This is a genomic window from Nocardia sp. NPDC058658 (genome assembly GCF_042716665.1).
Classification (GTDB): Bacteria; Actinomycetota; Actinomycetes; order Mycobacteriales; family Mycobacteriaceae; genus Nocardia.
The window spans coordinates 45,618-72,352 of the sequence record NZ_JBHXRR010000030.1 but is presented as its reverse complement, the minus strand read 5'-3'; the positions used below and the strand labels follow the sequence as shown (position 1 = coordinate 72,352).

The following is a 26,735-nucleotide window of genomic DNA, read 5'->3' as shown; positions in this document are numbered from 1 at the left end:
CGCATGCGCGAAGCGCGAGCAACGGCGGCTAACTCGCGGCCCCAAGGGGGCCGCGCTCGAGCGCGCCAGCGCTCCAACAAACACAGCCTCAAACCCCTGGGACAAATCAAACCCCGAAGCCCTGCCCCACTACCCAATTGGGACAACTCAAACCCGAGAAGCCCCCACCGGACAAGCGCTCCCACTGACTACAGAGTCCGCAGCCACCCGTGCGTATCAGCGAAAGTACCCCGCTGAATTCCAGTCAACGTATCCCGCAACGACATCGTCACCGCACCGGGTTCCCCACCGCCGATAGCGAACTCACCCTCAGCGGACTTCACCCAACCCACCGGCGTGATCACCGCCGCAGTCCCACACGCGAAAACCTCACTGATCTCACCGCTTTCGGCACCCTCGCGCCATTCCTCCACCGAGATCTTGCGCTCCTCGACGGGATAACCGGAGTCGGCGGCCAACGTCAGCAACGAGTCACGAGTGATACCCGGCAGCAGTGAACCCGACAGCTCCGGAGTCACCAGCCGAGCCTCGGACCCGGTACCGAACACGAAGAACAGATTGTTGGTACCCATCTCCTCGACGTACCGACGCTCACACGCATCCAGCCACACAACCTGGTCACAGCCCTCATCGGTAGCCTGCGCCTGCGCGAGCAGCGACGAGGCGTAGTTGCCCGCCACCTTCGCCTCACCGGTCCCACCGGGAGCCGCCCGCACATACTCGGTCGACAACCACACCCGCACCGGCTTCACCCCGCGCGGGAAATAAGCCCCCGCGGGCGAGGCGAGCAGCAGGTACTTGTACGCCGAAGCGGGCTTCACCCCGAGGCCCGCCTCGGTGGAGAACATGAACGGCCGCAGATACAGCGAATCCTCGCCACCCGCCGCGGGCACCCAGTCGGCGTCCACCTCGAGCAACTGGCGCACCGACTCGATGAACAGTTCCTCGGGTAGCTCGGCCATCGCCATCCGCGCCGCCGACCGACGGAACCGCGCCGCGTTGGCGTCGATGCGGAAGGTCGCGATCTCGCCGTTGGGCTGGCGGTAGGCCTTGAGCCCTTCGAAGATCGCCTGCCCGTAGTGGAACACCATCGTCGCCGGGTCCATCGACAGCGGCCCGTACGGCTCGACGCGCGCATTGCCCCACTGGCCGTCGGCGTAGTCGATCGACACCATGTGATCGGTGAAGAACCGTCCGAAACCGGGTGCCGCCAGTACCTCGTCCCGCTGCTGCGCCGGGGTGAGCGCGGGGTGCGGAATACGGGTGAACTGTGCGGCGACTGTCATGGTGGAATCCTATCCGGGGGCTGCGCTAGGGAATCTACTTGGTCTTGGTGTCCACGAACGGCGGCTTCACGACCGTCGCCCGCAGCTTGCGCCCACGCACGTCGACCTCCACCTCGTCGCCGGGTTCGAGCTTCGCGTCGGTGTCGAGCAGCGCCAGCGCGATGCCGACCTTCAACGAGGGCGAGAACGTCCCCGAGGTGGTCTCGCCGACCGGCGCACCGTCGCGCAACACGGTCTGCCCCTGGCGCAGCACGCCGCGATCCAGTGCTTTGAGGCCCATCAGCGTGCGACGCGGCCCGTCGGCCTTCTCCTGCTCGAGTGCGGCCTTGCCCCAGAACTCCGGCTTCTTCCAGCCGACGGCCCAGCCGGTGCGGGCCTGGTTCGGGGTGATGTCGAGCGACAGTTCGTGCCCGTGCAGTGGGTAACCCATCTCGGTGCGCAGGGTGTCACGCGCGCCGAGCCCGGCCGCCTGACCACCGGCCGCCTCGACCTGGGCGATCAGGGCGCGGAACACCGGCTCCGCGTCGGCCCAGCGCGGCAACAGCTCGTAGCCGTGCTCGCCGGTGTAACCGGTCCGGCACACGCGCACCGGGCGACCCTCCCACTCGGCGTCGGCGTAGGCCATGTATTCCATCTCGGTGGGCAGGCCGAGAGCAGTGAGCACCTCGGTGGCTTTGGGCCCCTGCACCGCGAACACCGCGTAGTCGCGATGCTGGTCGGTCACGGTGATCCCCGCGGGCGCCACCTTCTGCAACTCCGCGACCACCGCCGCGGTGTTCGCCGCGTTCGGCACGAGGAACACCTCGTCGTCGCTGACGCAGTAGGCGATCAGGTCGTCGATCACGCCACCGTCTTCGGCGCAGCACAGCGTGTACTGCGCTTTGCCCGGCCGGATCCGGCCCAGATCATTGGTCAGCGCCGAGTTCACGAACGCCGCGGCACCCGGACCCGCGACCGTCGCCTTGCCGAGATGGCTCACGTCGAACAGGCCGACCGTGGTGCGGACCGCGGTGTGCTCACCGACCGTGCCGCTGTACTGCACGGGCATCTCCCAGCCGCCGAACGGAGCGAAGGTGGCCCCGAGTTCGACATGAACAGCGTGGATGGGGCCTTCGAGCAGCGCGGTGTCGGTCATGCGCAGAGTTTAACGCCCCCGCTGAGCCCAACTGGTCGCAGTGCGGAGTCCGTCCGGGCAGAGTTTAACGCCCCCGCTGAGCCCAACTGGTCGCAGTGCGGAGGTCTGTTACCACCCACCGTGCCCCTGTAATTGGGGGCGCTCCGCAGGGTTCGATATCGGTCCTTCGGTGGGAAAATCGTCGCTGGATGCGCCCTTGCCACGGACAGTGCCGCCCCTGCCATCGAGGGGTGCGCGGGCGGCCCTGTCCGTACCGAAAGAGACTGACCGCCAACGGCGGTAGGGTTCTCGGTGTGAGTGAGTTGCCCCGAGCACGATTCGGCCACGTCGCCCGGATGGACGACACCATGAGCCGGGCGGTGTCCCGGATTCCGGAATCCGCGGTCGATCGCGGAATGCTGCGGTTGACGAAGTCGGCCAACACCGGCGGACTCTGGCTGGCGGTCGCGGCCGCCCTCGCGGTGCGCCCCGGTCCCCCGCGACGGGCCGCCCTGCGCGGCGTCATCGCGCTGGGTGGCAGCAGTTTCCTGGTGAACCTCGTGCTCAAGACGCTGATCCCGCGCCGTCGACCGCCTGCCGAACTGATGCCGCTCGGTCGCAGGCTGGTCGCCGCCCCGGTGTCGTCGTCGTTCCCGTCCGGCCACAGCTCCAACGCCGCCGCCTTCGCCACGGCCGTCGCCCTGGAGAGCCCGCGCACCGCGCTCGCCGTGGCGCCGGTGGCCGCCGCCGTCGCCTATTCACGCATCCACACCGGCGCGCACTGGCCGTCCGACGTGCTGGTCGGCGCGGGCGTGGGTACCGCGATCGCACTGACCACCCGTCGCTGGTGGCCGATCCGCGAATCCGACGAGGCCGACGCGCACGTCGTGCACGACGCCCCGATCCTCGCCGACGGCAAAGGCCTTGTGCTGCTGGTGAATCCGCGCTCGGGTGATTCCTCCTACGATCCCACCGCCGACATCGCCGAAGCACTGCCCGCGGCGATGCTCGTGCGCACCGAACCCGGCCGTGACGCCGTCGAGCTCCTCCAGGACGCCGTCGACGCCGCAGCGGATCGCGACGACGCCGCGGCGAACGACCACACCTCGGTACTCGCGGTCGGCGCGGCAGGCGGTGACGGCACCATCGCCGCCGCGGCAGCCGTCGCCGTGCGCAACAAGCTGCCCCTTGTCGTCGTCCCCGCGGGCACCCTGAACCACTTCGCCCGCGATCTCGGCGTCTACGACCTGCGCGAAGTAGCCGACGCCACCGGTGCGGGCGAGGCCGTCGAAGTCGACATCGCCGCAGTCGAATTCGACACCCCCGACGGCCGACACACCCACCACCTGATCAACACCGCCAGCATCGGCGCCTATCCCGAACTGGTGCGCCTGCGCGAGCAGTGGGAGGACCGCTGGGGCAAGTGGCCCGCGTTCGCCGCCGCACTCGTGGTCACCCTGCGCCGGGCGGAACCGATCCACATCCGCCTCGACGACCGGTGGCACGACATGTGGTTCCTGTTCATCGGCAACGGCCCCTACCACCCACACGGCGCCGTCCCCGCGTTCCGCTCCCGCCTCGACGAGGGCCTGCTCGACGTGCGGTGGCTGCGCGCCGACGTCCGATTCTCGCGCACCCGCGCGGTCATCGCCCTGATGCTCGCCGCCATCGGCCACAGCCGCGTCTACGGCGAACGTCAGATGCACGAACTCACCGTCACCTCCAAGGTTCCCGTCTCGGTCGCCGCCGACGGCGAAGTAGTGGGCATCGCAACAACTTTCCGTTTCGGCATCGCGGGCCGGATCCCGGTCTACCGTCGCGACGAGGACAACCCCCGCTGGGAAAACCGTCCCCGCCCCCACCACCGCCGACCACTGGCCTGGCTCACCGACCGTCGACGCTGACTTCCTCACAAACCCGTCTCGTCTCGATCACCATCGCCCACAACAACCTTGCGCCCCAGGCCACCGGTGCCGAGGATGGAGTGATGAGCTCGCCGGACGGGGGACGTCCGATCACCGCAACCGAGGCCACCCGGCGCTGGGACCCGTGGACACCGAGCGTGGTGGCCGCCCGCCTCGCCACCTGTCCCGCCCAGTGGGCCGTCGCGGGCGGCTGGGCCCTCGACCTGTTCGCCGGGTCGATCTCCCGCGCCCACGACGACATCGAAATCACTGTTCCCCGAGCAGATTTCCTCTTCGTCGCCGATGCTTTCCCCGAATACGAATGGGATGTCGTCGGCGACGGCAAGCTGTGGCCCTACTCCGTTGCCGCGACCCACCCCGATCTGCACCAAACCTGGCTCCGTGACCCCTTCACCGGCGCGTTCCACCTCGACGCCTTCCGCGAGCCGCACGACGGCGACACCTGGATCTGCCGCCGCGACCCCACGATCACGCTCCCCTACACCGAACTCATCCGCACCACGGCCAACGGCATCCCGTACGTGATCCCCGAGGTGGTGCTGCTGTTCAAAGCAAAAGCCAACCGCCCCAAGGACACCAGCGATTTCCACCGCGTCCTCCCCCTGCTCCCGGAACACCGCCGCGCCCGCCTGAGCTCCTGGCTGACCCAGCTCCACCCGGATCACCCGTGGGTCGCCGCCATCTGCGCGCCGGCACTCGGCTCACAATCTGTGGAGTAGATCGCCTCCGCGACAACCAAGTCACAGCCCGATCCGGCAGCTCGGCCCGTTGCGACGTCGAACCGGCAGCGAATTCAGTTACCCATCCGACACCAATCGCGTCGATAATCAGCCCAATCCTGCGGTGTGGCAGCGAAATCCACATACATCGCGACCCCGAAATTCGCCCGACCCACATCAGCTTCGGTCAGCCCGAGGCGAATCCCCCGCACCGCGGCGGCCACCGTTTCGGCGGCACCGTGATGCCCCGGATCATCGGCCCAGAACGCAGGCGCCCCCATCAGCAGATCGACCCCATCGGGCGTCACCTCCGCAGCCAATTCGGTCTGCTGAGCCACATACCCGCTGTACAACGCCTTCGTCGGCATCGCAGTGTCATACGACATCACCGCCACTTGATCAGCGCGACGAGCCACCTCGGCGAAATACGCCTGACTCCACCACTTTCCGTGATCAGCGACCGCCAACCCCACCGAATGCAATCCCGGCAGCGGATCGATCACCGGCGCCGACACCGAAAGCGGTACGCGCGCAGCCGTTGTCACCGCCCGTGTCGCGTCCAGCAGTGCGAGAAATCCCGGCGAACCCGATCGAATCGGTTCGAGGTCGTAATGCACCCCGTCGAACCCATAGGCCAGCACCCGCCGCGCCGAAGCCACTACTCGCTCGCGCGACGCCGCCGATTCCACATCGAGACCGTCGAATTCGGGCTGCACGATATCGCCCAGCCACGACTGCACCCGAATCCCCGGTAATCGCGCATGCACCGCATCGACGAACCATTGCGCGCGCGGCGCCAGATCGTCGCGCAAACTCCCGTCGTGCTCCAACGGCCCGGTGTGCACATACAAATCCCGCACCCCGGTCCCCGCCAGCAACCGCCCCAACCCCTCGATATCAGCGTCGGTCCTACGCCCGTCCACCCACGCATGCCCGAGCCACACCGCGTCCTTCCCCCTGGTCCGCGCCTGCTCCGACTGCTCGCCGACGTTGTACACCAACAACGTCGCAACCACCCCCACCAGCGGCAACACCACCCCCACAACCGCAACGAGCGCGACCACCCCACCCCGCACCGACCACGACCAACCCCGCCATTTCCCCCGCATGAATCCCCCTTGTTCGACGAGCCCCGATCCTACCGACAGCTACCGACAGCTAGATCTCACGAGAAGTCGCATCGGCTGCGTGAACAGCACGAAGGGCGTGCGATGAACGTTCATCGCACGCCCTTCGGGGTTTACCGTCAGCGGTTGCCTTCGGGGCCCCAGCCCTGATCTCCGGGCTTGCCCAGGTCGGGTCCGTCGGGGTAATCCGGACCGCCCTGGCCCGGGTAACCCGGCCCGCCGTAGCCCTGGCCACCTTCGGGACCTCCGTAACCGGGGGCACCGTAACCGGGTCCGCCGTAGCCCTGGCCGCCATCGGGGCCACCGTAACCCGGCTGATCGCCGTACCCGGGCTGGCCGCCGTAACCCTCTGCGGGCCCGCCGTATTGCTGCGGGTAGCCCGGATCGGCGGCGGGTGCGGCACCGGCCACTGGTCCGCCGACGATCACGCGGTAGGCGTAGGTGGAGGCGATGATCGAGACCGGGATCGTCACCAGCAGCCCGAGCCCACACAGCAGCGCACCGACGATATTGATGCCGAACAGTGCCAGCGCCAGCAACAGCAGTGGCCCGGCATTACTCGAGATCGCCGAGAAACTCGACTTGATCGCGGTGATCGCGTCTTGGTCGCGGTCGAGCACGAAATTCATCGTGAACCAGGTGAAGAAGGCGATGATGATGCCCGGCAGGAAGCACAGCACGAAGCCGATGCCGGTGGCGAGACCGACGAGGAAGCTCGCCAGAATCACCGCACCCACATTGGTGAACTTGAAGAAGTCACCGAATCCCGGTTTGCGACCGTCGGTTTCGTCGAGGGAACCACGCACGAGTGCCGCCGTGATCAGATATCCGATCACCGCGCTCACGATGCTTCCGATGAAACCCCAGAGACTCAATCCGAAGCTGTAGCCATCGTCTGTGTCGTACCGGAAGGGAAGACTGATCGCCACCTGGATGATCGCGGCGATCAGGATAATGCCGACCCACACCACCGCATTGTTCTTGAATTTTTCCCAGCCGTAGCCGAGCGCGTCACCGACGCCGAGTTGTGGCCCCGGCGCGGAATATCCGGGTTGTTGCTGTCCATACGTCATTCGAATCGCGTCCCCTCATCGTCTGCGGCGACCGCGGCCACCGTCGTGAGTTATTTCGATCCGACGTCACCACGCACACGCCGACACTGCCGATCATGGCATATCGGCAGTGCGACGGACGGGGTACGAATCAGTTAAGCACCGGTGGTGTCGCGCCTGGGGAGTTTCCAGCCGGGGCGCGGGAAATGGCAGGTGTAGCCGTTGGGGTAGCGAATCAGATAGTCCTGGTGCTCGGGTTCGGCGTCCCAGAACGTGCTCGCCGGAGTCACCTCGGTGACGACGTTGCCCGGCCACAGACCCGAGGCGTCCACATCGGCGATGGTGTCGAGTGCGATCCGGCGCTGTTCGTCGTCGAGGTAGAAGATCGCGGAACGGTAACTCTCGCCGAGATCGTTACCCTGACGGTCCTTGGTGGTCGGGTCGTGGATCTGGAAGAAGAACTCGAGCAGCGCCCGGTAGTCGGTCTGCGTCGGGTCGTACTCGATCTCGACGGCCTCGGCGTGACCCGGGTGATTGCGGTAGGTGGGATTGTCGTTGGTCCCGCCGGTGTAGCCGACCCGGGTGGCCAGCACACCGGGCTGACGGCGGATCAGATCCTGCATGCCCCAGAAGCATCCACCGGCCAGAATCGCCTTACGGGTGTCAGTCACACGTCCTCCTTCATGAGAACTCCACGGTCGCACAAATAACCCAGAACGGACTCTACGGAACACCGGTGTCGGCCCCGAAATTCCCGCCAGTATTGTTGCTCCGCCCGAGCGTTACCTCGACTTCGAATCCAGGAGGAAAACGGCGCGATGCCACGGTTTGTCATTTCCCAGTGTTTGGCGATCGGATTGGCGGCAACAGCTCTGGTGGGGACGGCGGTGGGCGGCGCGTGGGCGCATCCCGGCGCCGACGACTCGATCGCGCAGGCGGGGGCACCCTGCGAAGAAGTACGACAGGCACGACAGGACGACCTCGCGGTTCGCGCGGCCACCCCGGCGGCGGCGGGTCAGATCGACGCGGTGTTGGTCACCGCGGCGAACCGCACGCCGATCGCGGGCGGCAAGATCGTGCTCACCGGCATCGACGCGTGCGGCGACAACATCCACCGGCACATGTCCACCGGCACCAACGGACAGGTGAGTTTCCGCGGACTGCAACCCGGCCGCTACCAGCTCACCGCGTACCGCAACGACTCGGCGGCACAGTCGGTCACCCGGGCCGATGTCGAACTGTCGACGCCGTCGCTGAAGACCATCCAGTTCACGGCCGACTGATCCGAAACCTGTTGACCCCCAGCGCGGCCGGATGTCGCGTGATAGAACTCACCCCACACTGAAAAGGGGTGGTTTCCGCATGGAACCGACAGCCGAACATCGGGCCGCGCTGGGCATGATCTGCGATACGTTCCTGCCCGGCGACGGGCTCGGCCTGCCCGCGGCGACCGAGCTCGGCGCGGTCGACACCATCTTCCGAATTCTGGACCGCAATCCGCGCGAAGCCGAACGCAAGCAGTTCGCAATGCTGTTGGGGTTGTGGGATTCTCGTGCCTTCGGCCTGCTCACCGGCAGCCGAGGCTGCCGGTTCTCCACGCTCTCGCACGAGCAGCGCGAGGCCGCCCTGTTGCGCCTCGGTGATTCCCGCCTCGCCCCCGCCCGCGCGATCTTCCAGGCACTCGAGCAGGCATCCCTGCTCGCCTACAACGTGACCCCGGGTCCCACCGGAACGAATCCGCTGTGGAAGCAGATCGGCTATCCGGCGCCGTTCGGCCGGCTCGACACCGCACCGAAGCCGCCGCTGACGCCCCTTCGGTTCACCGAATCCACCACGCTCGACTGCGATGTCGTAGTAGTCGGCTCGGGCGCCGGTGGCGGCACCGCAGCAGCTGTACTGGCCGCGGCCGGCCTCGACGTGATCGTGCTCGAGCGCGGAAACTATTACGACGATCAGGATTTCGGCACCGGCGAACTCGACGCGCTCACCACCCTGTACGCCCCCGGCCCCGCCACCTCGGCGGAAGGCCAGATCACCCTCGTCGCGGGCACCTGCCTCGGCGGCGGCACGGTGGTCAACTGGAGCACCTCACTACCGACCCCTGACACGATCCGCGCCGAATGGGCCGAAACCGGCGTTCCACAGTTCGCCGAGGACGAGTTCGGGGACGCGCTCACTGCCGTACAGCAGCGGATCGGCGTCACCGATCGTAAATCGCCCCTCTCGGCGCGCGACGGCATCCTCGAACGCGGCGCACGTTCTCTCGGCTGGTCCGTGGACACGTTGCCACGCAATGTCAGCGACGCGTGTGACGCCGGAATCGAGTGCGGGCATTGCGGTTACGGCTGTCGGCTCGGCGCCAAACAATCAGCCACCAAGACCTGGCTCGCCGACGCCGCCGAACTCGGCGCACGTCTGGTGGTCGACGCGAATGTCCGCACGATCACCGTGAAAGCCGGTCGCGCCGAGACTGTTTCGGCCGTCACCTCCACCGGCGTGGAGATCACCGTGCGCGCGAAAGCCGTCGTGGTCGCCGCGGGCGCGATCCAGACCCCGGCACTGCTGCGACGATCCGGCCTGCGCAACAAGAACATCGGACAGCACCTGCGCCTGCATCCGGCCGCGGCGGTCTTCGGCGTGTTCGACGAGGAGATCCGCCCCTGGGAAGGCGCGCTGCAGGGCCGGATCAGCCGCCACCACGCCGATCTCGACGGCAACGGCTACGGCGTGATCTACGAAACCGGCCCGATCCACCCCGGCCTGGCCACCGGTTTCCTGAGCTGGCGCGGTGCGGCCGACCATCGCGCCGCCATGCTCGATTTCGCCCGCACGAACGCCATCGGCGTCATCACCCGCGACCGCGACCCCGGCACCGTCTGGATCGACAAGTCCGGCGAACCGGTGGTGAAATACCAGCTCTCCGACTACGACGCCGCCCACCTGCACACCGGCATCGTCGGCGCCGCCACCATCCTGGAAGCCGCGGGCGCGCAACGGATCTACTCCGGCCACCAGGCGGGCATCTCCTTCGAACCCGGTATCCGTGGCTCGCTCGCCGCGTTCGGCGCCGCCGCGAAGAAGGCGGGCTATGCCCCCGGCCGCTGTGCGATGGGCGCCCTGCACATCATGGGCTCGGCCCGCATGGGCGGCTCGGCCGACCTCTCGGCCACCGACCCCGACGGCGCCACCTGGGATGTCCCCAACATCGTTGTCGCCGACGGCTCCACATTCCCGACCGCCCCCGGTGTCAACCCGATGGTCACCATCGAAGCCATCGCCTACATGACCGCGAAACGGCTGGCGGCCAGGCTGACCTAGGCTCGCACCCGATGGTTCGAAAGATGGCTCAGCACTGCCTGATTCGCCTCCCACCCGTCGGGGAACTTGACCGGAACACCGAGGTGGACCGGGTCGGCGGAGGGGTGCGCGTCGAGGAGTTCGGGGATGCCCGCGCGGCCGACGAGGATGCAGGCGTGGCGGTGCCGGGAGGCAAGCACGCATAGCCGGCCCGCCTCCAGGTGGAACGCGCTGGCGTCGCGACGGCCCGAAAGTGGGTGCAGCACAAGGGTTATGTCGTATTCGCGTCCTTGGAGGCGGTTGGCGGTATCGACGGTGACGGGTTCGGCGCAGGTGCCGCGCAGGGCGGTGCGGATGGCGTCGGCTTGGTCGCGGTGCGCGGTGCCGATCGCGACACGGTCGGTGGTCACAGGATGGCTGCCGGATTCGGAGTGGGCGGTGGCGCCGCGTTCGATCAGCCGGGCGGCGATCATCGCGATCGCGGCCACCGCTTCGCGGTCGGTCCGCAGGGTGTGCCGGGCGGGCAATTCGTACCAGCCCCAACCGGATTCGGCTGCCTCTTCCAGCACCTCGTCGACCGGACCGCCCATGCCGCGCGTGCTGAAATCCATGCGCCGGTCACCGAATCCGGTGCCGGACTGGAATTCGGTGAAGGGGTAGAACGCTTTCGACACCACCGGTGCCGCGGTGGCGGGCAGCCGCCAGGACACGGGTAGCCGGTGGGTGGGGATGCTGTCGTTGTTGGCCAGCATCACGCTGACCGCGCTCATCGTCGGGTCCCAGGTGAGCCCGGCCCAGCGCGCGGTTTCGACGGTCGCGAAGGGATCGAGCTGCCCCGGATCACCCACGAACAGCCCGCGATCGAACCGATTCGCGATGCGCAGCAACATGTCCGAGCGCATTTGGTACGCCTCGTCGATGATCGCGTGCGTCCAGGTGCCGTCGGTGATGGTGGCCCATTTGGCCGCGGTGCCGATGACGATGGCGCGGTCCTCGAGGTCGCCCGGCTGCTTGGCGACCCGGACATTGCCGTGCCGCTCCACCCGGTCACTCACCACGTAGGCGGCGCTGGAAAGTCGTCCGATCCGCAGTCCCGGGTCGGCACCCGCCAGGCGGTCGATGAGGTCGTCGACCTGCTCGTTGGTCTGGGCGACGATCATCCGCTGCTCGCCGTCCTCGGCGAGCTGGCGGGCCGCGCGCACTACCAGCGTGGACTTGCCCGCGCCGGGCGGTGAGTCGACGACGATCGCGCGATGGCTCTCGTCACGCAGGTCGGTGAGAATCCCCGCGACAGCCTCATCTGGGGTGGTCACTGGAGTTCTCCCCCCTCGTCGTCGGTCGGCGGCATCCATTCCGGCGGTGGTCCGCCGTGTGTCCACGGAGTCTCTTCGCGCGCAGGCAGATTCAGCATGCCGTTGAACGGTGCCGGTTTGAACCGGGCGAACCCGAGTTCGTCACCTTCGTCGGGAACGCTGCCCGGCTCGGGGACGAGCTTGCGGCCCATCCCGCCGGACAGTTCGAGAACCATGCTGTCGCCGTCGATTTCGACAACAGTCCCGGTCTGCTTCGGCCGTTCCACACACGTGAGTTCCTCACCGACAACCGCGATGAACGGATCGGTGGTCCGAATGTGGATGTGCGGGCGCAGTTTCGGCCGCGCTCCCGAACGGTCGAGACGGTCCGGTTCGCTGTGCACGACGGTGCCGCGGAACGCCGCGCCGCTGACGCGATGTTCGAGCATGAGCAGCGGATCATCGAAAGCGCACTGCCCCTGCAACGCCTCCAGCGCACGCTCGCGCTCGAGCAGTCGACGCACCGCGGGGACCGCGGAATCACGGCGGGCCTGCGGAACTCCCTCCGCGATGTCGGCGGCGAAACGGGAGAACGCACCCCGATCATCGGTCCACCGGTTCTCGACACTGGCGCCTTCCGGCAGCGCGCCCAGCAGCTCGATGGACCGCCACATCAGCTGCCAGGTGGGTTCGAGCTGACCGCGCAGGGAACGTTCGAGGCGTTCGGCCGCAACGGATCTCGCCGAGTCGTCGAGCGCGGCGTTGTAGGCGGCGATCAGCGGCGCGAGTTCTTCGTTGTCGAATCCAGGATCGGTGGCGGGGCCTGCGGGCGGGGACAGCAACGGATCTTCGGCCAGCGCGGCGGCTTCCGCACCGGTCAGTCCGGGCGGTGGGTCGATCCAGCCGAGCAGTGCCGCGAGATTGCCGTCTTCCAGGGATGATTGGCCCGATGCCCAGTGCGAAGCGAGTGCCGTTGTCATCGCGAGGAATACCGCCGAACCGGGGTGTTCGGCCCGATCGCCGAACCAGGTGAGCCACCTGCCGAGCAACGGAATCGATTCCGGCACAGGGTTATCGCCGTCGACACGGTGGAACCGCACCGAACGCCCCAGCAGCTTCAGGAAATTCACCCCGCCGGGATTGGGCGTCCACATCTGCGGTGCGTCGAGGCATCGGGTGTAGGTCTCGCCCGCCTTGCTGGTGAGCTCCTCGGTCTCGACGAGAAACGTCGAAAGATACGGCAGCACAACATCGGCCAGTTGTTCGACGAACCGCAACCGCAGTACCCGGTCGCGTGGCTGCGGCACGGTCAATACGTTCTGGTCGCCGGGCGCGGTGCCGATCATGATCGCCACCGGCGCCGCCGCCTCCCCCGCCAACCGCAACGGCACCGCGACCAGCGGCCGCTCCGCGAGGTGGATGTGGCGCACCGCCGCGGTGGCCTGCGCACGGCCCGCACGCACGGCCTCGGCCTTGGCCAGCGCCGCCAGGACGCTCATCCGGCGATCTCCCACCGCAGCCGATGGGCGGTCCGCAGCATGGCGGTGATGTCGGCGTGCTCGGGGCCGGGTTCGAGGGTGCCGTCGGCCAGTCCGAGAACCGTGTGAATGTTCTCGATGCCACCGACCACATCGCACACCCCACGCCCCAGCGCATCCACCGAACCGCAGGTGCGGGCCTCGTCGCGGCAGGCGAACGCGAGCTCGCAATTGGACATGCACTCGGGCGCGTAGCGAGCCGGGATGGCGGCGATCGTCTTCTCGAGGTTCTCCCCCGGCGCGAAAGTCGCCTCGGGCGGCAACAGGGCGAGCAAATCGGGAATCGCGGTGAGCCTGGTCAATTGACGCGAGACCGAGGCAAGCTGCTTACGCAGATCGACCATCTCGGCAGTCGGCCGATTCGAGAAATCCTTGGCGCATACCAGAATCACATTGTGCGACACGATCTCCGGTGACTCACCGATCTCGGCCATCAACTCACGCAACGCGATCACATACACCGCGGATTGCCGCGCGGCCGCCGCAACCTGCGCCGGGTCGGCCTGCCCGTCGATCACCGGAAAGGCTTTGACCTCCACGACATGGAATTTCCCGTCCACCTGCACGGCCACCACATCGGGTTCGAGATAAGCGGTGGCACCGGCGATATCGAGCCGCAGCATCGGGTGATCGAACAAGGTGCCGTCGCCCGCGGTGATCGTGCTCTTCAGCAATTGCCTGGTGCGTTGATAGCGCACCGCGTTGCCGGTGTTCTCCCCCACCGAATTCAGGTCGTGGTAGGCGACTTCGGGAATGGTGAGACCGAGTTTGTCACGCAAAAGGGCGAGCAATTCCGCGCAACCGTTCGCCTTCACCATCGACTCGAACGCGTTACCGCGCGTGATGGCGAACTGGGACTGACCGAATTGTGGTGGGAATCCCAGCGATTGGGCGATCACGGTTTTGTCCACGGCGGCCGCATCGAGCAGGGCGCGGCGGGCACAACCGGGATTGGCCGTCAGCGCGGCGATGGTGCGGGCATTGTGCCTGGTCGCGGGGGCTTCACCGCGCAACTGGTCCAACTGTGCTGCGAGAGTGCTCATTCCACCTCGATTCGTCGCCGATCGGCTACGCCGAGCCGAACACCGAATAGTTGTGCGGCCGGATCCGCGAGCTGATCCGCCGCCCGTCGCGCGGCCGAATTACGCTGCCTCGCATCCTCGTCTTCGTGCACCGCGAGCTCACGCCGCGCGGCCTCGATCACTGTCGCCGGGTCGAGTGAATCCGGGGCGGTGGAGATGCCAGGAATCGACACGGCGAGGCGCCACAGTACGCGCAAACCAGACGTTTCTCCCGCAGGCTGCGCCGAAAGATGTTCGGCCAAGCGGATAGCCGACACCAACAGCCCGACCCGCGGACTCAACGGACCGACCATTCGCCTTTCCAGGGGCCACGAACTCACCGCCATCAACCCACGCGCGGGGGCGAGCAGATCGGTGGTGAGCGCCGCGCACAGGTAGTACGGGCGGGCGTACGGCGCCGACCGGAAGGAACGTTCCTCGTCGCGCCGCAGACTCGTCAGCCGGGCGGGCAGCAGCTCCCCGGAGAAGAACGCGTCATGGGTGGCGAGCACCAACTTCGGCGAGGACGGCACCGACAGCAAAGTCAACGCGCGATGCACGTGCTCACGCACCGGCACCCCGGGCGCCTCCGATGCCTCCTCGGGCACCGACCCGAGAACCGCCGCGTCCCAAGCCAACTCGACCCTGCGCAATTCCGCGCGCAATTGCCGGGCGCCCGCCCGGTCTCCACCGGCAGCGGCCCGTCGCACCTCGGCCCGCAAACCGGAGATGCGCACCTCCAGCTCTTCGGCCGAGTCCGTCACGAGTCGGAGCGTATCCACAGCTACCAGTATTGTCCAGTAATTCCCAGTATTTCAGGGGGAAACCGAACAACAGCAGCTCACACCCCCTCACTCGGACTGGTGATGCGCGCACCGATAGCGACCGAATAACCTGGGGCAATGACCGCAGTCGCAGATCGCTCCCTCGGACCAGAATTGGCGCGCACCGAAACCATCACCCCCGACACCGACGTGCTGGTGATCGGGTTGACGTCCTCGGAGAACGGCCCCGCCATCGCCCCCGCCGACCTGTTCGGCGACGTGCTCACCGCCGAGGTACGCGCGCAACTGCTCGACACTCTCGGCGCGGTCGGCGCCAAGGGCAAGCCGGAGGAACTGACCCGGGTGCCCGCACCGGCCGGGCTCGACAATGTCACCAGCGTGCTCGCCGTCGGCCTCGGCGCGGCCGACAAGGTCGACGCCGAACAGGTGCGTCGCAGCGCCGGCGTCGCGGGACGCGCGCTCAGCGGCACCGAACTCGTCGCCACCACCCTGTCCGGCATCGACCTGGGTGCGGCGGCCGAAGGGTTCTACCTCGGCGCTTACACCTTCTCGTCGTTCAAGTCCAAGAGCGCACCCAAGCCGGACGAGCGTCCGGTGGTCCGCCTCGAATTGCTGGTTCCCGAACCGGAATTCGGCACCCTCGAACTGCTGCGCGCACAGCTGGTGGCCGAAGCCATCGCCACCGCACGCGATTTCGTGAACACCCCGCCCAGCGCGCTCTACCCCGCCGAATTCGCCGACCGGGCCCGCCTGCTCGCCGAAGCCGCGGGCCTCGAGGTCGAGGTGCTCGACGAGAATGCCCTCGCCGCAGCCGGTTACGGCGGCATCATCGGCGTCGGCCAGGGCTCCTCGCGCCCGCCGCGCCTGATCCGGATCACCTACGCGGGCGGCCCGAAGAAGATCGCGCTCGTCGGCAAGGGCGTCACCTTCGACACCGGCGGCATCTCGATCAAGCCCGCCGCCAACATGGAGAACATGACCTCCGACATGGCGGGCGCCGCGGCGGTCATCGCGACCGTGCTGCTGGCCGCGCGCCTCGGCCTGCCGGTCACCGTCACCGCGACCGTCCCGATGGCCGAGAACATGCCCTCGGCTACCGCGCAGCGCCCCGGCGACGTGCTCACCCAGTACGGCGGCACCACCGTCGAGGTCATCAACACCGACGCCGAAGGCCGGCTCATCCTGGCCGACGCGATCGTGCGCGCGATCGAGGACGAGCCCGACTACTTGATCGACGTCGCCACGCTGACCGGCGCCCAGATGGTGGCGCTGGGCACCCGCACCCCCGGCGTGATGGGCACCGACGACTTCCGCGACCGTGTCGCCGCCATCTCGCGCAAGGTCGGCGAAAACGGTTGGGCCATGCCGCTTCCCGCCGAGCTGCGCGCCGACCTGAACTCCAAGGTCGCCGACCTGGCCAATGTCGCCCCGCACCGCTGGGGCGGCATGCTCTCGGCCGCGCTGTTCCTCAAGGACTTCGTCCCCGAGGGCGTGCAGTGGGCCCACCTCGACGTCGCAGGTCCGGCCTACAACACCGGTGGCCCGTTCGGCTACATCGGCAAGGGCGGCACCGGCGTCCCGGTGCGCACGCTGATCACCGTGATCGAGGAGATCGGCGCGGAGTAGTCACTCCCCTAGTTCGGCTTCGCGAGCCCGCCGCTGTTCGATGCGGCGGCGGGCGTCGAAGTCGCGCATGCGTTGCGGATAGCCGGTGCGGTTCACGTCGTAGACCGGAATCTTCAACGCACCGGCCAACCGCCGCGCGCCCTTCTCACCGACGATCCGCCGGGTCCATTCACCGTCCGCGGCCACCAGCACCGCTGTGACATCGGTCACAGTCGTTTTAGGTTCGACGAAGGCTTCGACCCCGCGCCGCGTCCGCGCCCAGTCCGCCAGGGCGCTCACCTCCGACGCGCTCTCGCGAGCGACTGACCTGCTCGCACCGCGCCCACCGCGGAAACGATCCAGCAAACCCATCCGGCTCGACCTCCTACATTCCGGTGGAATTCTGCTCACCGCCGTACATTCCATGGTGCCAGCTTCGCCCGGATCGCCGCCCTGCGCTACACCGGCGGCGAGCGAGTGCAAGGATGGTTGCCGGAACAAGAACCAACGTTTCCCGGGTGCTCCGCCGAGACCGGCGGGGTGGACGAAAGCCGCGACCCGCGACGAGTGTCCGCCGGGTACACACTGCAGAGGAGTCAGAGGACATGGCCTTCTCCGTCCAGATGCCAGCCCTTGGTGAGAGCGTCACCGAGGGCACGGTGACCAGGTGGCTGAAGCAGGAAGGAGACACGGTCGAGGTCGACGAACCGCTGCTGGAAGTCTCCACCGACAAGGTCGACACCGAGATCCCGTCGCCCACGGCGGGCGTGCTCTCCAAGATCGTGGCCCAGGAAGACGACATCGTCGAGGTCGGCGGTGAGCTCGGCGTGATCAGCGATGCCGGCGAAACCCCTGCCACCGCTCCTGAGCCCGCTGCCGCACCCGCGGCCCCCGAACCCGAACCCGCGCCCGCCGCGCAGGCCCCTGCCGCCGCGGCTCCCGCCCCGGCCGCCGCGCCTGCCGCGTCCGCTGCTTCCGGCACGCCGGTGAAGATGCCCGAACTGGGCGAGTCGGTCACCGAGGGCACTGTTACCCGCTGGCTCAAGGCCGTGGGTGACACCGTCGCCGTCGACGAGCCGCTGCTCGAGGTGTCCACCGACAAGGTCGACACCGAGATCCCTTCGCCGGTCGCGGGCACGCTGCTCGAGATCACGGCGCAGGAAGACGACGTCATCGATGTGGGTGGTCAGCTGGGTGTGATCGGTAGCGGTCAGCCCGCGGCCGCCGCGCCTGCGCCGGCTCCCGCGCCTGCGCCCGCTCCCTCGCCTGCACCGAAGCCTGCTCCGGCTCCCGCGCCTGCCCCGGCACCCGCCGCTGCGGCTCCCGCGCCGAAGCCCGCTCCGGCCCCGGCTCCCAAGCCCGCGTCCGCTCCTGCCCCGGCATCGGCCAATGGCAGCACCCCGTACGTGACCCCGCTGGTGCGCAAGCTGGCCGACGAGAACAACGTCGACCTGTCGAGCATCACCGGTTCCGGTGTGGGCGGGCGCATCCGCAAGCAGGACGTGCTCGCCGCCGCCGAGGCCAAGAAGGCGCCCGCCGCCGCACCGGCTCCGGCCGCCGCAGCACCCGCGGCCCCGGCCAAGCAGTCCGCCGCCCCGAAGCTGGCCGCCCTCGTCGGCACCACGCAGAAGGCCAGCCGGATCCGCCAGATCACCGCGACCAAGACGCGCGAATCGCTGCAGAGCACCGCGCAGCTGACCCAGGTCCACGAGGCCGACGTCACCAAGGTCGCGCATCTGCGTCAGCTCGCGAAGGCCTCGTTCAAGGCACGCGAGGGCGTCAACCTGACGTACCTGCCGTTCTTCGCGAAGGCCGTCGTCGAGGCGCTCGGCGTGCACCCGAACGTGAACGCCTCCTACAACGAGGACACCAAGGAGATCACCTACCACTCCTCGGTGCACCTGGGTATCGCGGTCGACACCGAGCAGGGTCTGCTCTCGCCGGTCATCCACAACGCCAGCGACCTGTCGCTGGCAGGCCTTGCCCGCGCGATCGCCGACATCGCCAACCGCGCACGCACCGGCGGGCTCAAGCCCGACGAGCTGTCCGGTGGCACCTTCACCATCACCAACATCGGTAGCGAGGGCGCCCTCTTCGACACCCCGATCCTGGTCCCGCCGCAGGCGGCCATGCTCGGCACCGGCGCGATCGTGAAGCGCCCGGTGGTGGTGACCGACGAGGCCGGTGGCGAGTCCATCGGCGTGCGCTCGATGGTGTACCTGCCGCTCACCTACGACCACCGTCTCATCGACGGTGCCGACGCGGGCCGGTTCGTCTCCACCATCAAGCACCGGCTCGAAGACTCGGCGTTCGAGGCCGATCTCGGCCTGTAGCCGAGGAATTCGATGAAGGTGGTCATCGCCGGTTCGTCCGGCCTGATCGGGACGGCGCTCGTCGCGGCACTACGCCGCGACGGGCACCAGGTCTCCCGCCTTGTCCGTCGCCCCGCCGCGGCACCGGACGAATACACGTGGGATCCCGCGCGCGCCCAGCTCGACGAGCGGGCGTTGCGCGGGGCCGACGCAGTCGTGAACCTGTGCGGCGCCGGCATCGCCGACCGTCGCTGGAACGGCAGCTACAAGCAGCTGCTCCGCGACAGCCGCATCACCCCCACCGATGTCCTGGCCACCGCGGTCGCGGCCGTCGGCGTTCCGACCTTGGTCAACGCCAGCGGCGCGCACTACTACGGCGTCAGCACCGGCGACGCCGTCATCGACGAAACATCGCCCGCCGGAACAGGTTTCCTCGCCACGCTGTGCCGCGACTGGGAAGCCGCCACCGAACCCGCGACCGCGGCGGGCGTGCGAACGGTGCTGATCCGCAGCGCCGTGGTGCTGTCCCGCAACGGCGGCATGCTCGGCAAACTGCACCCGCTCTACTGGCTCGGCCTCGGCGGACGCCTCGGCAGCGGCCGCCAATACTTCCCGTGGATCTCCCTCGACGACGAGGTCGGCGCGATCATCTTCGCGCTCACCCACCCCGAGCTCTCCGGCCCGATCAACGTCACGGGCCCCGCACCCGTCACCAACGCGGAATTCACCCGTGCCCTAGGCCGCGCCCTGCACCGGCCGACCCCGTTCATCGTCCCCGGTTTCGCCCTGCAAGCCCTGGTCGGTGAACTGGCCGATTCGATCATGCACGGGCCTCGTGCCATTCCCGCGGTCCTGGAGAACGCCGGCTACACCTACCAGCACCCGACGATCGGCGCCGCCCTGTCCGCCGCCGTCGACCGAGGATGAACCGATGCTGATCCGCGACGCCGACAAGCCCGACCTCGACGCCGTCCTGGCCATCCACAACACCAACATCGCCGAGTCCACCGCACTCTGGGACACCGACGAAGTAGACCTCGACGACCGCCTGGCCTGGTTCACCGATCGCACCGCTGCGGGCATGCCCATCCTCATCGCCGAAATCGACGGTGAAGTAGCCGGCTACGCCTCCTACGGCCAGTGGCGCCCCAAATCCGGTTACCGCTTCTCCGTGGAGAACTCCGTCTACGTCGACAGCCGATTCCGGCGTCGCGGCGCGGCCACCGCACTGCTCGCCGAATTGATCACCCGCGCAACAGATTCCGGCCGGGTCCACGCCATGATCGCCGCCATCGAATCCAGCAACAGCCCCTCGATAGTCCTGCACGAACGCTTCGGCTTCGTCACCGTCGGCGAACTGCCCGAGGTCGGCTACAAATTCGGCCGCTGGATGGACTTGACACTCATGCAACGAAACTTCCCCATCGAACCGTGAACCGGCACAGTCGCTGGAAATTCGCGGGTCGGCCGTACTCGCACCGAACAGTCACCGGTGGCGGGCTGACCGAACGGTGCCCCGGGGCGTAACGTCAAAGCCGTGAACGACACGCGCCCCACCGCGTCCGCACGATTCGATGCGACCCCGATCGTGGTCGAGGATCTCGGACTCATCGACTACCACTCCGCCTGGGAGCTACAGCGGCAGATCGCCGATCAGCGCGCTCTCGGCGAAGGCGACGACCGGCTGCTCCTGCTCGAGCATCCGTCGGTCTACACCGCGGGCCGCCGCACCGAGACCGAGGATCTGCCGATCGACGGCAGTCCGGTGATCGAGGTCGACCGTGGCGGCAAGATCACCTGGCACGGTCCCGGTCAGCTGGTCGGCTACCCGATCATCCGCCTAGCCGAGCCCATCGACGTCGTCAAGTACGTCCGGCGCATCGAGGAAGCGATCATTCAGGTGGTCTCCGGTTTCGGCCTCACCTGTGGGCGCGTCGACGGCCGTTCCGGTGTGTGGCTGCCCGCGACCGAACTCCTCGCCGAACGCAAGATCGCCGCCGTCGGTGTACGCGTGCAACGCGGCGTCACCCTGCACGGCGTCTCGCTCAACTGCAATTCCGCCCTCGACGGTTTCCAGGCGATCGTGCCCTGCGGCATCAAAGACGCCGGTGTCACCACCCTGACCCGCGAACTCGGCCGCGAAGTCACCGTCGCCGAACTCAAGCCCCTCGTGGCCGCCGCGATCGTTGCCGCCCTCGACGGTGAAATTCCCGTACAGGCCCATGACATTGATCGCACCACCACACCGGCGAACGCGCAGGCCCCGAGCGTAGAGTCGGTCCGGTGAGTTCCGTAGACGCCTCTGCCCCCGCCGGACGCAAGCTACTGCGCATCGAAGCGCGCAACGCGGAGACCCCGATCGAGCGCAAACCCAAGTGGATTCGCACCCGCGCCACCATGGGCCCCGAATACACCGAGCTCAAGAGCCTGGTGAAATCCGAGGGCCTGCACACCGTGTGTGAAGAAGCGGGCTGCCCCAACATCTTCGAATGCTGGGAAGATCGCGAAGCCACGTTCCTCATCGGCGGTGAACAGTGCACCCGCCGCTGCGACTTCTGCCAGATCGACACCGGCAAGCCCGCCGCCCTCGACCGCGACGAGCCCCGCCGCGTCGCCGAGAGCGTGCAGTCGATGGGCCTGCGCTACTCCACCATCACCGGCGTCGCCCGCGACGACCTCGACGACGGCGGCGCCTGGCTCTACGCCGAAACCGTGCGCGCCATCAAGGCGATCAACCCCGCCACCGGCGTCGAACTGCTCATCCCCGACTTCAACGCCGACCCCGCCCAGCTCGCCGAGGTCTTCTCGTCGCGCCCCGAGGTCCTCGCGCACAACCTGGAAACGGTGCCGCGCATCTTCAAGCGCATCCGCCCCGCCTTCCGCTACGAACGCTCCCTCGCGGTCATCACCGCCGCCCGCGAAGCAGGCCTGGTCACCAAGTCCAACCTCATCCTCGGCATGGGCGAAACCCCCGAAGAGGTCACCGAGGCCATGCGCGACCTGCACGAAGCAGGCTGCGACATCCTCACCATCACCCAATACCTGCGCCCCTCCCCCCGCCACCACCCCGTCGACCGCTGGGTCAAGCCCGAGGAATTCGTCGAACACTCCAAGGTCGCCGAAGAACTCGGCTTCGCCGGCGTCATGGCAGGCCCCCTGGTCCGCTCCTCCTACCGAGCAGGCCGCCTCTACGCCCAAGCCATGACCCACCACGGCCGCGAAATCCCCGAAGCCATGTCCCACCTCGCCAAGGAAGGCACCGCCTCCCAGGAAGCCAGCTCAGTCCTGGCCCGCTTCGGCAGCTGAAAAGCGCTGGTGCGTCCAGCTAAACTGGAAGTATGACGATCGATTTCGACGCGCTGATGCCGCAACTGCGTGCCCTGTGCGAGAAGTACGACGTTGCCGAGCTGTCCGTCTTCGGGTCCGTTGCACGTGGATCGGATGGACCGGACAGCGACGTCGACTTTCTCTATGTGCGCAAGCCCGACAGCCGCCTGGGCATAGAGTTCTTCGGCCTTCAATACGACCTCGAGGATCTCCTAGGCCGCAAGGTCGATGTCGTATCCAAGGAGTACCTGCACTGGTACTTCCGCGACGAGGTTCTCAGCGAGGCGAAGGTCCTGCATGAAGCAGCGTGAAGAACGCTACCTCGCTGATATCGTTCTCGCCGCGTATCAGATCGCTACCTATCTCCGCGATGTCAGTCGTGAAGATTTTGCTGCCGACCGCCTCCGCCAGGATGCGGTCGTTCGCCAACTCGAAATCATCGGTGAGGCATCCTCGGCGTTGTCCGACGCCACCCGCGCCGAGCACCCTGATGTCCCGTGGCGAGACGTCCGCGGAATGCGAAACAGGCTTGCGCACGCATACTTCGACATCGACATCGAACTCGTGTATGACACCGCAACCCGTAGTGCGCCCGACATCGCCGAAGCAGTGTTCGCGATCGTGGCCGAGCTCGACCCCACCGAGGTAGAGCGCATCTTGGCGAACAAACCCGCGTGGCTAGACTGAGCCTCCCCTAACCAATTGCGGAAGGACCCATGTCGAAGTTCGAGAACGTCTCCGTCAGTAAGAAGGCCAACGTCTACTTCGACGGCAAGTGCGTCAGCTACAGCCTCGAGATGCCAGACGGCGCCTCGGTGTCGGTGGGCGTGATCCAGCCGTCGTCGCTGCGCTTCACCACCGGCGCCCCGGAGATCATGGAGCTGGTCGCGGGCGAGGCCAACGTGACGCTGGACGGCACGACCGAAGCCATCACCTACCGTGCCGGTGAGTCGTTCAAGATCCCCGGCGACAGCGCCTTCGACATCGAGGTTGTCGACACCATGCATTACGTCTGCTACTACGGCTGACGAAGCGGAGCCGGGGCGACCGGACAGGTCGCCCCGCTCAGCTCTACTTCACGAGGAACTCGTCCTTGTACAACCGATTGGGCCGCGGGGCCGTGGCCTCGCTCAATTCCACCTGAAAGTCGCTCTCGCGCTTGGTTCTCGGTCGGTAACTGCCACCGAAGGTGACCATCACCGAGCCGCCGACACCATTCGTGCCGCGAGCCGAATTCGTCTCCCGGCCCGCGTTGAACACCGTCGCCACATCGCGTCCGTCGTTGCCGACCGCGATCTGGCCGTCATGGAAGAACTGCACGAACGTCCCGTTGTCCGCGCCGACGGTCGCGGCGACCGTGTGACCCTTTTCCGGGTCGAGTTCGAACTCCGCATCGCACTGCTGACGCCGATCCACGGGACCGGCCGTCCCGAGCGTGCGCCCGATACCGAGCAGCACAGTCTCGCCGAGGGCATTGTGCCGCTCGCGACCTTCTTCGGTCCACAGGTGGGTGGTCGACCAAACCTTCACGCGCCCGTCATCGAAAAGCGACACCCGGTCGTCGGTGCCGTTGCTGATCAGATATTTCGCACTGTTGGGGGCCATACCCCCATCTTCCTCGCTTTCGCGCGCAGAGATCACCCGTTCGGGTGACCTGATCACCCAAATCGCTCCGCGCGCCAGGTCAGAAGCTTTTGTGCGGCACACCAACGATCTCAGCAGAAGCCGACGCACGGATGATCCCGACGAGCGCCACGACCGGAAACGCGAACAACCAGAGGTTCGGGATCCACCACATCAGGCTGTACTCACCCCGGATCACATAGAAGTTCAACGCCATCAACCCCGCGGCGGAGGTGAGCGACAACGACACAACGATCAACAGCATCGAACTGGCCGAGCGCCGACCGAGCGCGAGCCCGACCAGCCCCAACCCGATCGCCGCCGCGTCGAGTCCGAGAAACGACCAGTTCCACTGCTGCAGAAACTCATCCGCCCCCACACTGATCAGCCCCAGTGCGGTGGCCACCCAGTAGCCGAGGAAGCCGAGATCGGTCACCAACATCAGCTTTTTCATAACCACGGTTACATAATAGCCAGTATGTAAACTCTCGTGTCAATGCCGAAAATCGTCGATCACGAAGAGCGCCGCCGCGCGATCAGCGCCGCCGCGTGCCAGGTCATCGCAACCAAAGGCTTGACACACACCACCGTCCGCGACATCGCCGCCGAGGCCGGTTGCACCACCGGCATGGTCGTGCACTACTTCGCAGACAAGCGCGCTGTCTTGCGGGCCGCACTCAGCGCAGCATCCTCCGCCGTCGCCGACCGCGTGACCCGAATGACCCCCGAGTCCGACGACCTGTACGAACTGCTGGGCCAATGCCTACCGATGGACCGAACCCGCCTCGTCGAATGGCAAGTGTGGATCGCCTTCTGGGACTCGGCCACCCATGACCCCGACCTCGCCAGGGAACAACGCGCCCGCTATCGAATCTGGCGCGAGGCGCTCGAACTGGTCCTGACCTCAGTCGGCTACCGACCGGGCCCCGACCTCGAAAACGCGGCCGAAGCCCTCACGATCCTCATCGACGGCATCGGCATCCAGGCAGTCTTCGACCCCGAACGATTCCCCCCGGAGCGTCAGCTACAACTTCTGAGAAACCAGGCCGAACCGATCCTGACCGCACTCGAAACCTGAACTCGTAGCGATCAGCAGGCGATGTTCGCCGCGCCCGATCCCTCGAACGAAATATGCACGTGGTCATAGTGATTCTGCGTCGGGCTACCGCGATCCTCCATGTAGGACCAGCCGTTGCCGTCGTTGTACCGCTGCTGCCAGATCACATAGGTGACGCCGAACCGCGCCTTGTTGGCCAGCACGAAATCCGCGATGGTGTTGCCCAACGCGGTATTCGACGTCATCACGTCGAGCGCGCGCCCCGCCCCATGGTCACCGTCGTACCGCCCGTGCGCACCACCGATATCCCCCACCCCGAACATCTTCTGCAGCAGGTTCCCGACCTGCGCCACATGCGGCAGAGTCCCGTTGAACTCCGTCCCACACAACACCTTCACCTTCAACGCCGACAACGCCGCCATCTCGTCATCCGCCTTGACGATCGGCCCCGGCTGCGGCTGATCATTCGTCGGAGCCGCGGCGATCGGATCAGGCTCGATAGCCGAGGTCGACAACGGTTCGACCGAAGCCACCGCCTCGACCTGCGCCCCCGGCCGCATCACCATCATCAACATGCCGGGAACGGTCGCGGCAAGACCGCAGACAGCGAGCGGCAGACGACTCTTGGGAGCCGACGGTTTCCGATGCGAAGCAGTCACGTTGTCAATCACCAGTCATTGTCGAGAACAGGTCACCGTAAGATTACGAAACGGTCGCGGAAAAGTCACGCCCAGCTACGCACCAACAGTTGGACCAGCATCTATCACCGAACGCGATCTCGCAATCCTTTGATGGCGTGTCGCGCGAACCGCGCAGGCCGGCTCGATCAACCCCAGCCCGCGCACCGCGCAGGGAACAGCACTAGGGTTGGGGCTCATGACTGCCCGCGTCCAGGCGAAGATCTGTGGCATCCGGTCCGAAGCTGACCTTGTCGACGCGCTCGACGCCGGTGCTGATGCGGTGGGATTCATTTCGGGCGTGACCCACGTCAGCGAGGACGAGCTGTCACCAGAGGTAGCCGAACATCTAACGCGACGCGCGCGGGAGCTGTCGACCACGGTGACCAGAGTTCTCGTCACCCACCTGACCGATTCGGTCGAAATCCTCGAACTCGCCGACGCCATCGGAGTCGATCGCATCCAGGTACACGGCCTGGACGTCGACGACGAAACCTTGCAGAGGGTATGTGCGGGCTCGCGTGGTCGAGAGGTCGTCCGGGCAGTGCACGTGACCGACATCAAGGCACTCGAAGCCGGGATCAACACCGCTACCGAGGCCGCAGCGTCCGGTTGTTTTGCGGTCCTTCTCGATACACGCACGGCGGATCGACTCGGAGGCACCGGCCTGACTCATGACTGGACGATCAGCAGCAAGATCGCCGAGGCGATCGCTGGGACGCCCGCGAAGGTGATGCTGGCCGGTGGACTCGACCCGAAGAACGTTGCGGAGGCGATCGCGACCGTGCGCCCGCATTCCGTTGATGTCAACACCGGCGTCAAGGGCTCGAGGATCGGCACCGGCAGCAAGGACCGCGTCAAGTGCGCGGCATTCGTCCAGACAGCACACAGCTTCCGATACGACGAGCCGCTCACCTGACCGAGCCGCCCGGGCGACG

Annotated in this window: 28 protein-coding genes; 15 read left to right on the top strand and 13 right to left on the bottom strand. The window is 67.2% G+C overall.

Annotated elements, in window-relative coordinates; genetic code table 11:
* Window positions 1-188: 188 nt before the first annotated feature.
* Window positions 189-1,286, bottom strand: coding sequence for a branched-chain amino acid aminotransferase (locus ACFWUP_RS28790; protein ID WP_379239113.1), 1,098 nt, complete (start codon window positions 1,284-1,286; stop codon window positions 189-191).
* 34 nt (window positions 1,287-1,320) lie between these two features.
* A complete protein-coding gene (gene gcvT / locus ACFWUP_RS28785; protein WP_379239112.1) occupies window positions 1,321-2,421 on the bottom strand; it encodes a glycine cleavage system aminomethyltransferase GcvT in 1,101 nt (366 codons plus the stop codon).
* 293 nt (window positions 2,422-2,714) lie between these two features.
* On the opposite strand from gcvT, the gene ACFWUP_RS28780 reads away from it, so the two are divergent.
* Window positions 2,715-4,304 (top strand): bifunctional phosphatase PAP2/diacylglycerol kinase family protein, encoded by a 1,590-nt coding sequence (locus ACFWUP_RS28780; RefSeq protein WP_379239111.1) that lies wholly within the window; start codon window positions 2,715-2,717, stop codon window positions 4,302-4,304.
* Between the two features lie 83 nt (window positions 4,305-4,387).
* Window positions 4,388-5,044 carry a nucleotidyltransferase domain-containing protein gene (locus tag ACFWUP_RS28775; protein WP_379239110.1) on the top strand — a complete coding sequence of 219 codons (657 nt, stop codon included), beginning with the start codon at window positions 4,388-4,390 and terminating at the stop codon, window positions 5,042-5,044.
* Between the two features lie 74 nt (window positions 5,045-5,118).
* Here the strand turns inward: ACFWUP_RS28775 and ACFWUP_RS28770 are convergent, their stop codons facing one another.
* The 3 genes from ACFWUP_RS28770 to msrA form a co-directional block, all read right to left on the bottom strand.
* Window positions 5,119-6,153 (bottom strand): hypothetical protein, encoded by a 1,035-nt coding sequence (locus ACFWUP_RS28770; RefSeq protein ID WP_379239109.1) that lies wholly within the window; start codon window positions 6,151-6,153, stop codon window positions 5,119-5,121.
* A 137-nt stretch (window positions 6,154-6,290) separates the two neighbouring features.
* Entirely contained in the window at window positions 6,291-7,244 is a 954-nt protein-coding gene (locus tag ACFWUP_RS28765; protein ID WP_379239108.1) for a hypothetical protein, read from the bottom strand.
* Window positions 7,245-7,378: 134 nt separating this feature from the next.
* Complete coding sequence (gene msrA / locus ACFWUP_RS28760; RefSeq protein WP_379239107.1) at window positions 7,379-7,894, bottom strand: peptide-methionine (S)-S-oxide reductase MsrA; 516 nt, start codon at window positions 7,892-7,894, stop codon at window positions 7,379-7,381.
* A gap of 147 nt (window positions 7,895-8,041) precedes the next feature.
* Here msrA and ACFWUP_RS28755 point away from each other — a divergent pair, with 147 nt between their 5' ends.
* Together ACFWUP_RS28755 and ACFWUP_RS28750 are read left to right on the top strand one after the other, a co-directional pair.
* Window positions 8,042-8,506, top strand: a complete 465-nt coding sequence (locus ACFWUP_RS28755) for a carboxypeptidase-like regulatory domain-containing protein (RefSeq protein WP_379239106.1) — start codon at window positions 8,042-8,044, stop codon at window positions 8,504-8,506.
* 79 nt (window positions 8,507-8,585) lie between these two features.
* Complete coding sequence (locus tag ACFWUP_RS28750) at window positions 8,586-10,541, top strand: GMC family oxidoreductase (protein ID WP_379239105.1); 1,956 nt, start codon at window positions 8,586-8,588, stop codon at window positions 10,539-10,541.
* Here ACFWUP_RS28750 and ACFWUP_RS28745 read toward each other — a convergent pair.
* From ACFWUP_RS28745 to ACFWUP_RS28730, 4 genes are read right to left on the bottom strand one after another with little or no spacing between them, the layout of a single operon-like run.
* Window positions 10,538-11,833 (bottom strand): AAA domain-containing protein, encoded by a 1,296-nt coding sequence (locus ACFWUP_RS28745; RefSeq protein ID WP_379239104.1) that lies wholly within the window; start codon window positions 11,831-11,833, stop codon window positions 10,538-10,540. The genes ACFWUP_RS28750 and ACFWUP_RS28745 overlap by 4 nt on opposite strands.
* The gene (locus ACFWUP_RS28740) at window positions 11,830-13,311 is read right to left on the bottom strand and encodes a hypothetical protein (protein WP_379239103.1); all 1,482 of its coding nucleotides are present in this window, start codon (window positions 13,309-13,311) and stop codon (window positions 11,830-11,832) included. The genes ACFWUP_RS28745 and ACFWUP_RS28740 overlap by 4 nt, the downstream gene beginning before the upstream one ends.
* Window positions 13,308-14,393: a hypothetical protein gene (locus ACFWUP_RS28735; protein WP_379239102.1), complete on the bottom strand. Its 1,086-nt coding sequence runs from the start codon at window positions 14,391-14,393 to the stop codon at window positions 13,308-13,310. Before ACFWUP_RS28735 ends, ACFWUP_RS28740 begins: the two co-directional genes overlap by 4 nt.
* Window positions 14,390-15,175 (bottom strand): hypothetical protein, encoded by a 786-nt coding sequence (locus tag ACFWUP_RS28730; protein ID WP_379239101.1) that lies wholly within the window; start codon window positions 15,173-15,175, stop codon window positions 14,390-14,392. Before ACFWUP_RS28730 ends, ACFWUP_RS28735 begins: the two co-directional genes overlap by 4 nt.
* 138 nt (window positions 15,176-15,313) lie before the next feature.
* Here ACFWUP_RS28730 and ACFWUP_RS28725 point away from each other — a divergent pair, with 138 nt between their 5' ends.
* A complete protein-coding gene (locus ACFWUP_RS28725) occupies window positions 15,314-16,822 on the top strand; it encodes a leucyl aminopeptidase (protein ID WP_379239100.1) in 1,509 nt (502 codons plus the stop codon).
* Here ACFWUP_RS28725 and ACFWUP_RS28720 read toward each other — a convergent pair whose 3' ends face one another.
* The gene (locus ACFWUP_RS28720) at window positions 16,823-17,173 is read right to left on the bottom strand and encodes an oxidoreductase (RefSeq protein WP_379239099.1); all 351 of its coding nucleotides are present in this window, start codon (window positions 17,171-17,173) and stop codon (window positions 16,823-16,825) included.
* Window positions 17,174-17,406: 233 nt separating this feature from the next.
* On the opposite strand from ACFWUP_RS28720, the gene sucB reads away from it, so the two are divergent.
* The 8 genes from sucB (at window position 17,407) to ACFWUP_RS28680 (ending at window position 23,468) form a co-directional block, all read left to right on the top strand.
* Window positions 17,407-19,134 (top strand): 2-oxoglutarate dehydrogenase, E2 component, dihydrolipoamide succinyltransferase, encoded by a 1,728-nt coding sequence (sucB, locus tag ACFWUP_RS28715; RefSeq protein WP_379239098.1) that lies wholly within the window; start codon window positions 17,407-17,409, stop codon window positions 19,132-19,134.
* 12 nt (window positions 19,135-19,146) lie between these two features.
* Window positions 19,147-20,040, top strand: coding sequence for a TIGR01777 family oxidoreductase (locus ACFWUP_RS28710; RefSeq protein WP_379239097.1), 894 nt, complete (start codon window positions 19,147-19,149; stop codon window positions 20,038-20,040).
* 4 nt (window positions 20,041-20,044) lie between these two features.
* A complete protein-coding gene (locus tag ACFWUP_RS28705) occupies window positions 20,045-20,548 on the top strand; it encodes a GNAT family N-acetyltransferase (RefSeq protein ID WP_379239096.1) in 504 nt (167 codons plus the stop codon).
* A 102-nt stretch (window positions 20,549-20,650) separates the two neighbouring features.
* Window positions 20,651-21,400 carry a lipoyl(octanoyl) transferase LipB gene (gene lipB / locus ACFWUP_RS28700; RefSeq protein WP_379239095.1) on the top strand — a complete coding sequence of 250 codons (750 nt, stop codon included), beginning with the start codon at window positions 20,651-20,653 and terminating at the stop codon, window positions 21,398-21,400.
* Window positions 21,397-22,419 carry a lipoyl synthase gene (lipA, locus tag ACFWUP_RS28695; protein WP_379239094.1) on the top strand — a complete coding sequence of 341 codons (1,023 nt, stop codon included), beginning with the start codon at window positions 21,397-21,399 and terminating at the stop codon, window positions 22,417-22,419. The genes lipB and lipA overlap by 4 nt, the downstream gene beginning before the upstream one ends.
* A gap of 32 nt (window positions 22,420-22,451) precedes the next feature.
* Window positions 22,452-22,751, top strand: coding sequence for a nucleotidyltransferase family protein (locus ACFWUP_RS28690; protein ID WP_379239093.1), 300 nt, complete (start codon window positions 22,452-22,454; stop codon window positions 22,749-22,751).
* On the top strand, window positions 22,738-23,127 hold the full coding sequence (locus ACFWUP_RS28685) for a DUF86 domain-containing protein (protein ID WP_379239092.1): 390 nt from the start codon (window positions 22,738-22,740) through the stop codon (window positions 23,125-23,127). The genes ACFWUP_RS28690 and ACFWUP_RS28685 overlap by 14 nt, the downstream gene beginning before the upstream one ends.
* A gap of 29 nt (window positions 23,128-23,156) precedes the next feature.
* Window positions 23,157-23,468, top strand: coding sequence for a pyrimidine/purine nucleoside phosphorylase (locus ACFWUP_RS28680; protein ID WP_379239091.1), 312 nt, complete (start codon window positions 23,157-23,159; stop codon window positions 23,466-23,468).
* 43 nt (window positions 23,469-23,511) lie between these two features.
* Here ACFWUP_RS28680 and ACFWUP_RS28675 read toward each other — a convergent pair whose 3' ends face one another.
* Both ACFWUP_RS28675 and ACFWUP_RS28670 read right to left on the bottom strand, forming a co-directional pair.
* Window positions 23,512-24,045, bottom strand: coding sequence for a hypothetical protein (locus ACFWUP_RS28675; protein WP_379239090.1), 534 nt, complete (start codon window positions 24,043-24,045; stop codon window positions 23,512-23,514).
* Window positions 24,046-24,124: 79 nt separating this feature from the next.
* Complete coding sequence (locus ACFWUP_RS28670; RefSeq protein ID WP_379239115.1) at window positions 24,125-24,517, bottom strand: DUF5360 family protein; 393 nt, start codon at window positions 24,515-24,517, stop codon at window positions 24,125-24,127.
* A gap of 42 nt (window positions 24,518-24,559) precedes the next feature.
* Here ACFWUP_RS28670 and ACFWUP_RS28665 point away from each other — a divergent pair, with 42 nt between their 5' ends.
* Complete coding sequence (locus ACFWUP_RS28665) at window positions 24,560-25,141, top strand: TetR/AcrR family transcriptional regulator (protein ID WP_379239089.1); 582 nt, start codon at window positions 24,560-24,562, stop codon at window positions 25,139-25,141.
* An 11-nt stretch (window positions 25,142-25,152) separates the two neighbouring features.
* Here the strand turns inward: ACFWUP_RS28665 and ACFWUP_RS28660 are convergent, their stop codons facing one another.
* A complete protein-coding gene (locus ACFWUP_RS28660) occupies window positions 25,153-25,695 on the bottom strand; it encodes a hypothetical protein (protein ID WP_379239088.1) in 543 nt (180 codons plus the stop codon).
* Between the two features lie 301 nt (window positions 25,696-25,996).
* Between ACFWUP_RS28660 and ACFWUP_RS28655 the strand changes: the two genes are divergently transcribed.
* Window positions 25,997-26,716, top strand: coding sequence for a phosphoribosylanthranilate isomerase (locus ACFWUP_RS28655; protein WP_379239087.1), 720 nt, complete (start codon window positions 25,997-25,999; stop codon window positions 26,714-26,716).
* The last annotated feature ends 19 nt before the right edge of the window (window positions 26,717-26,735 follow it).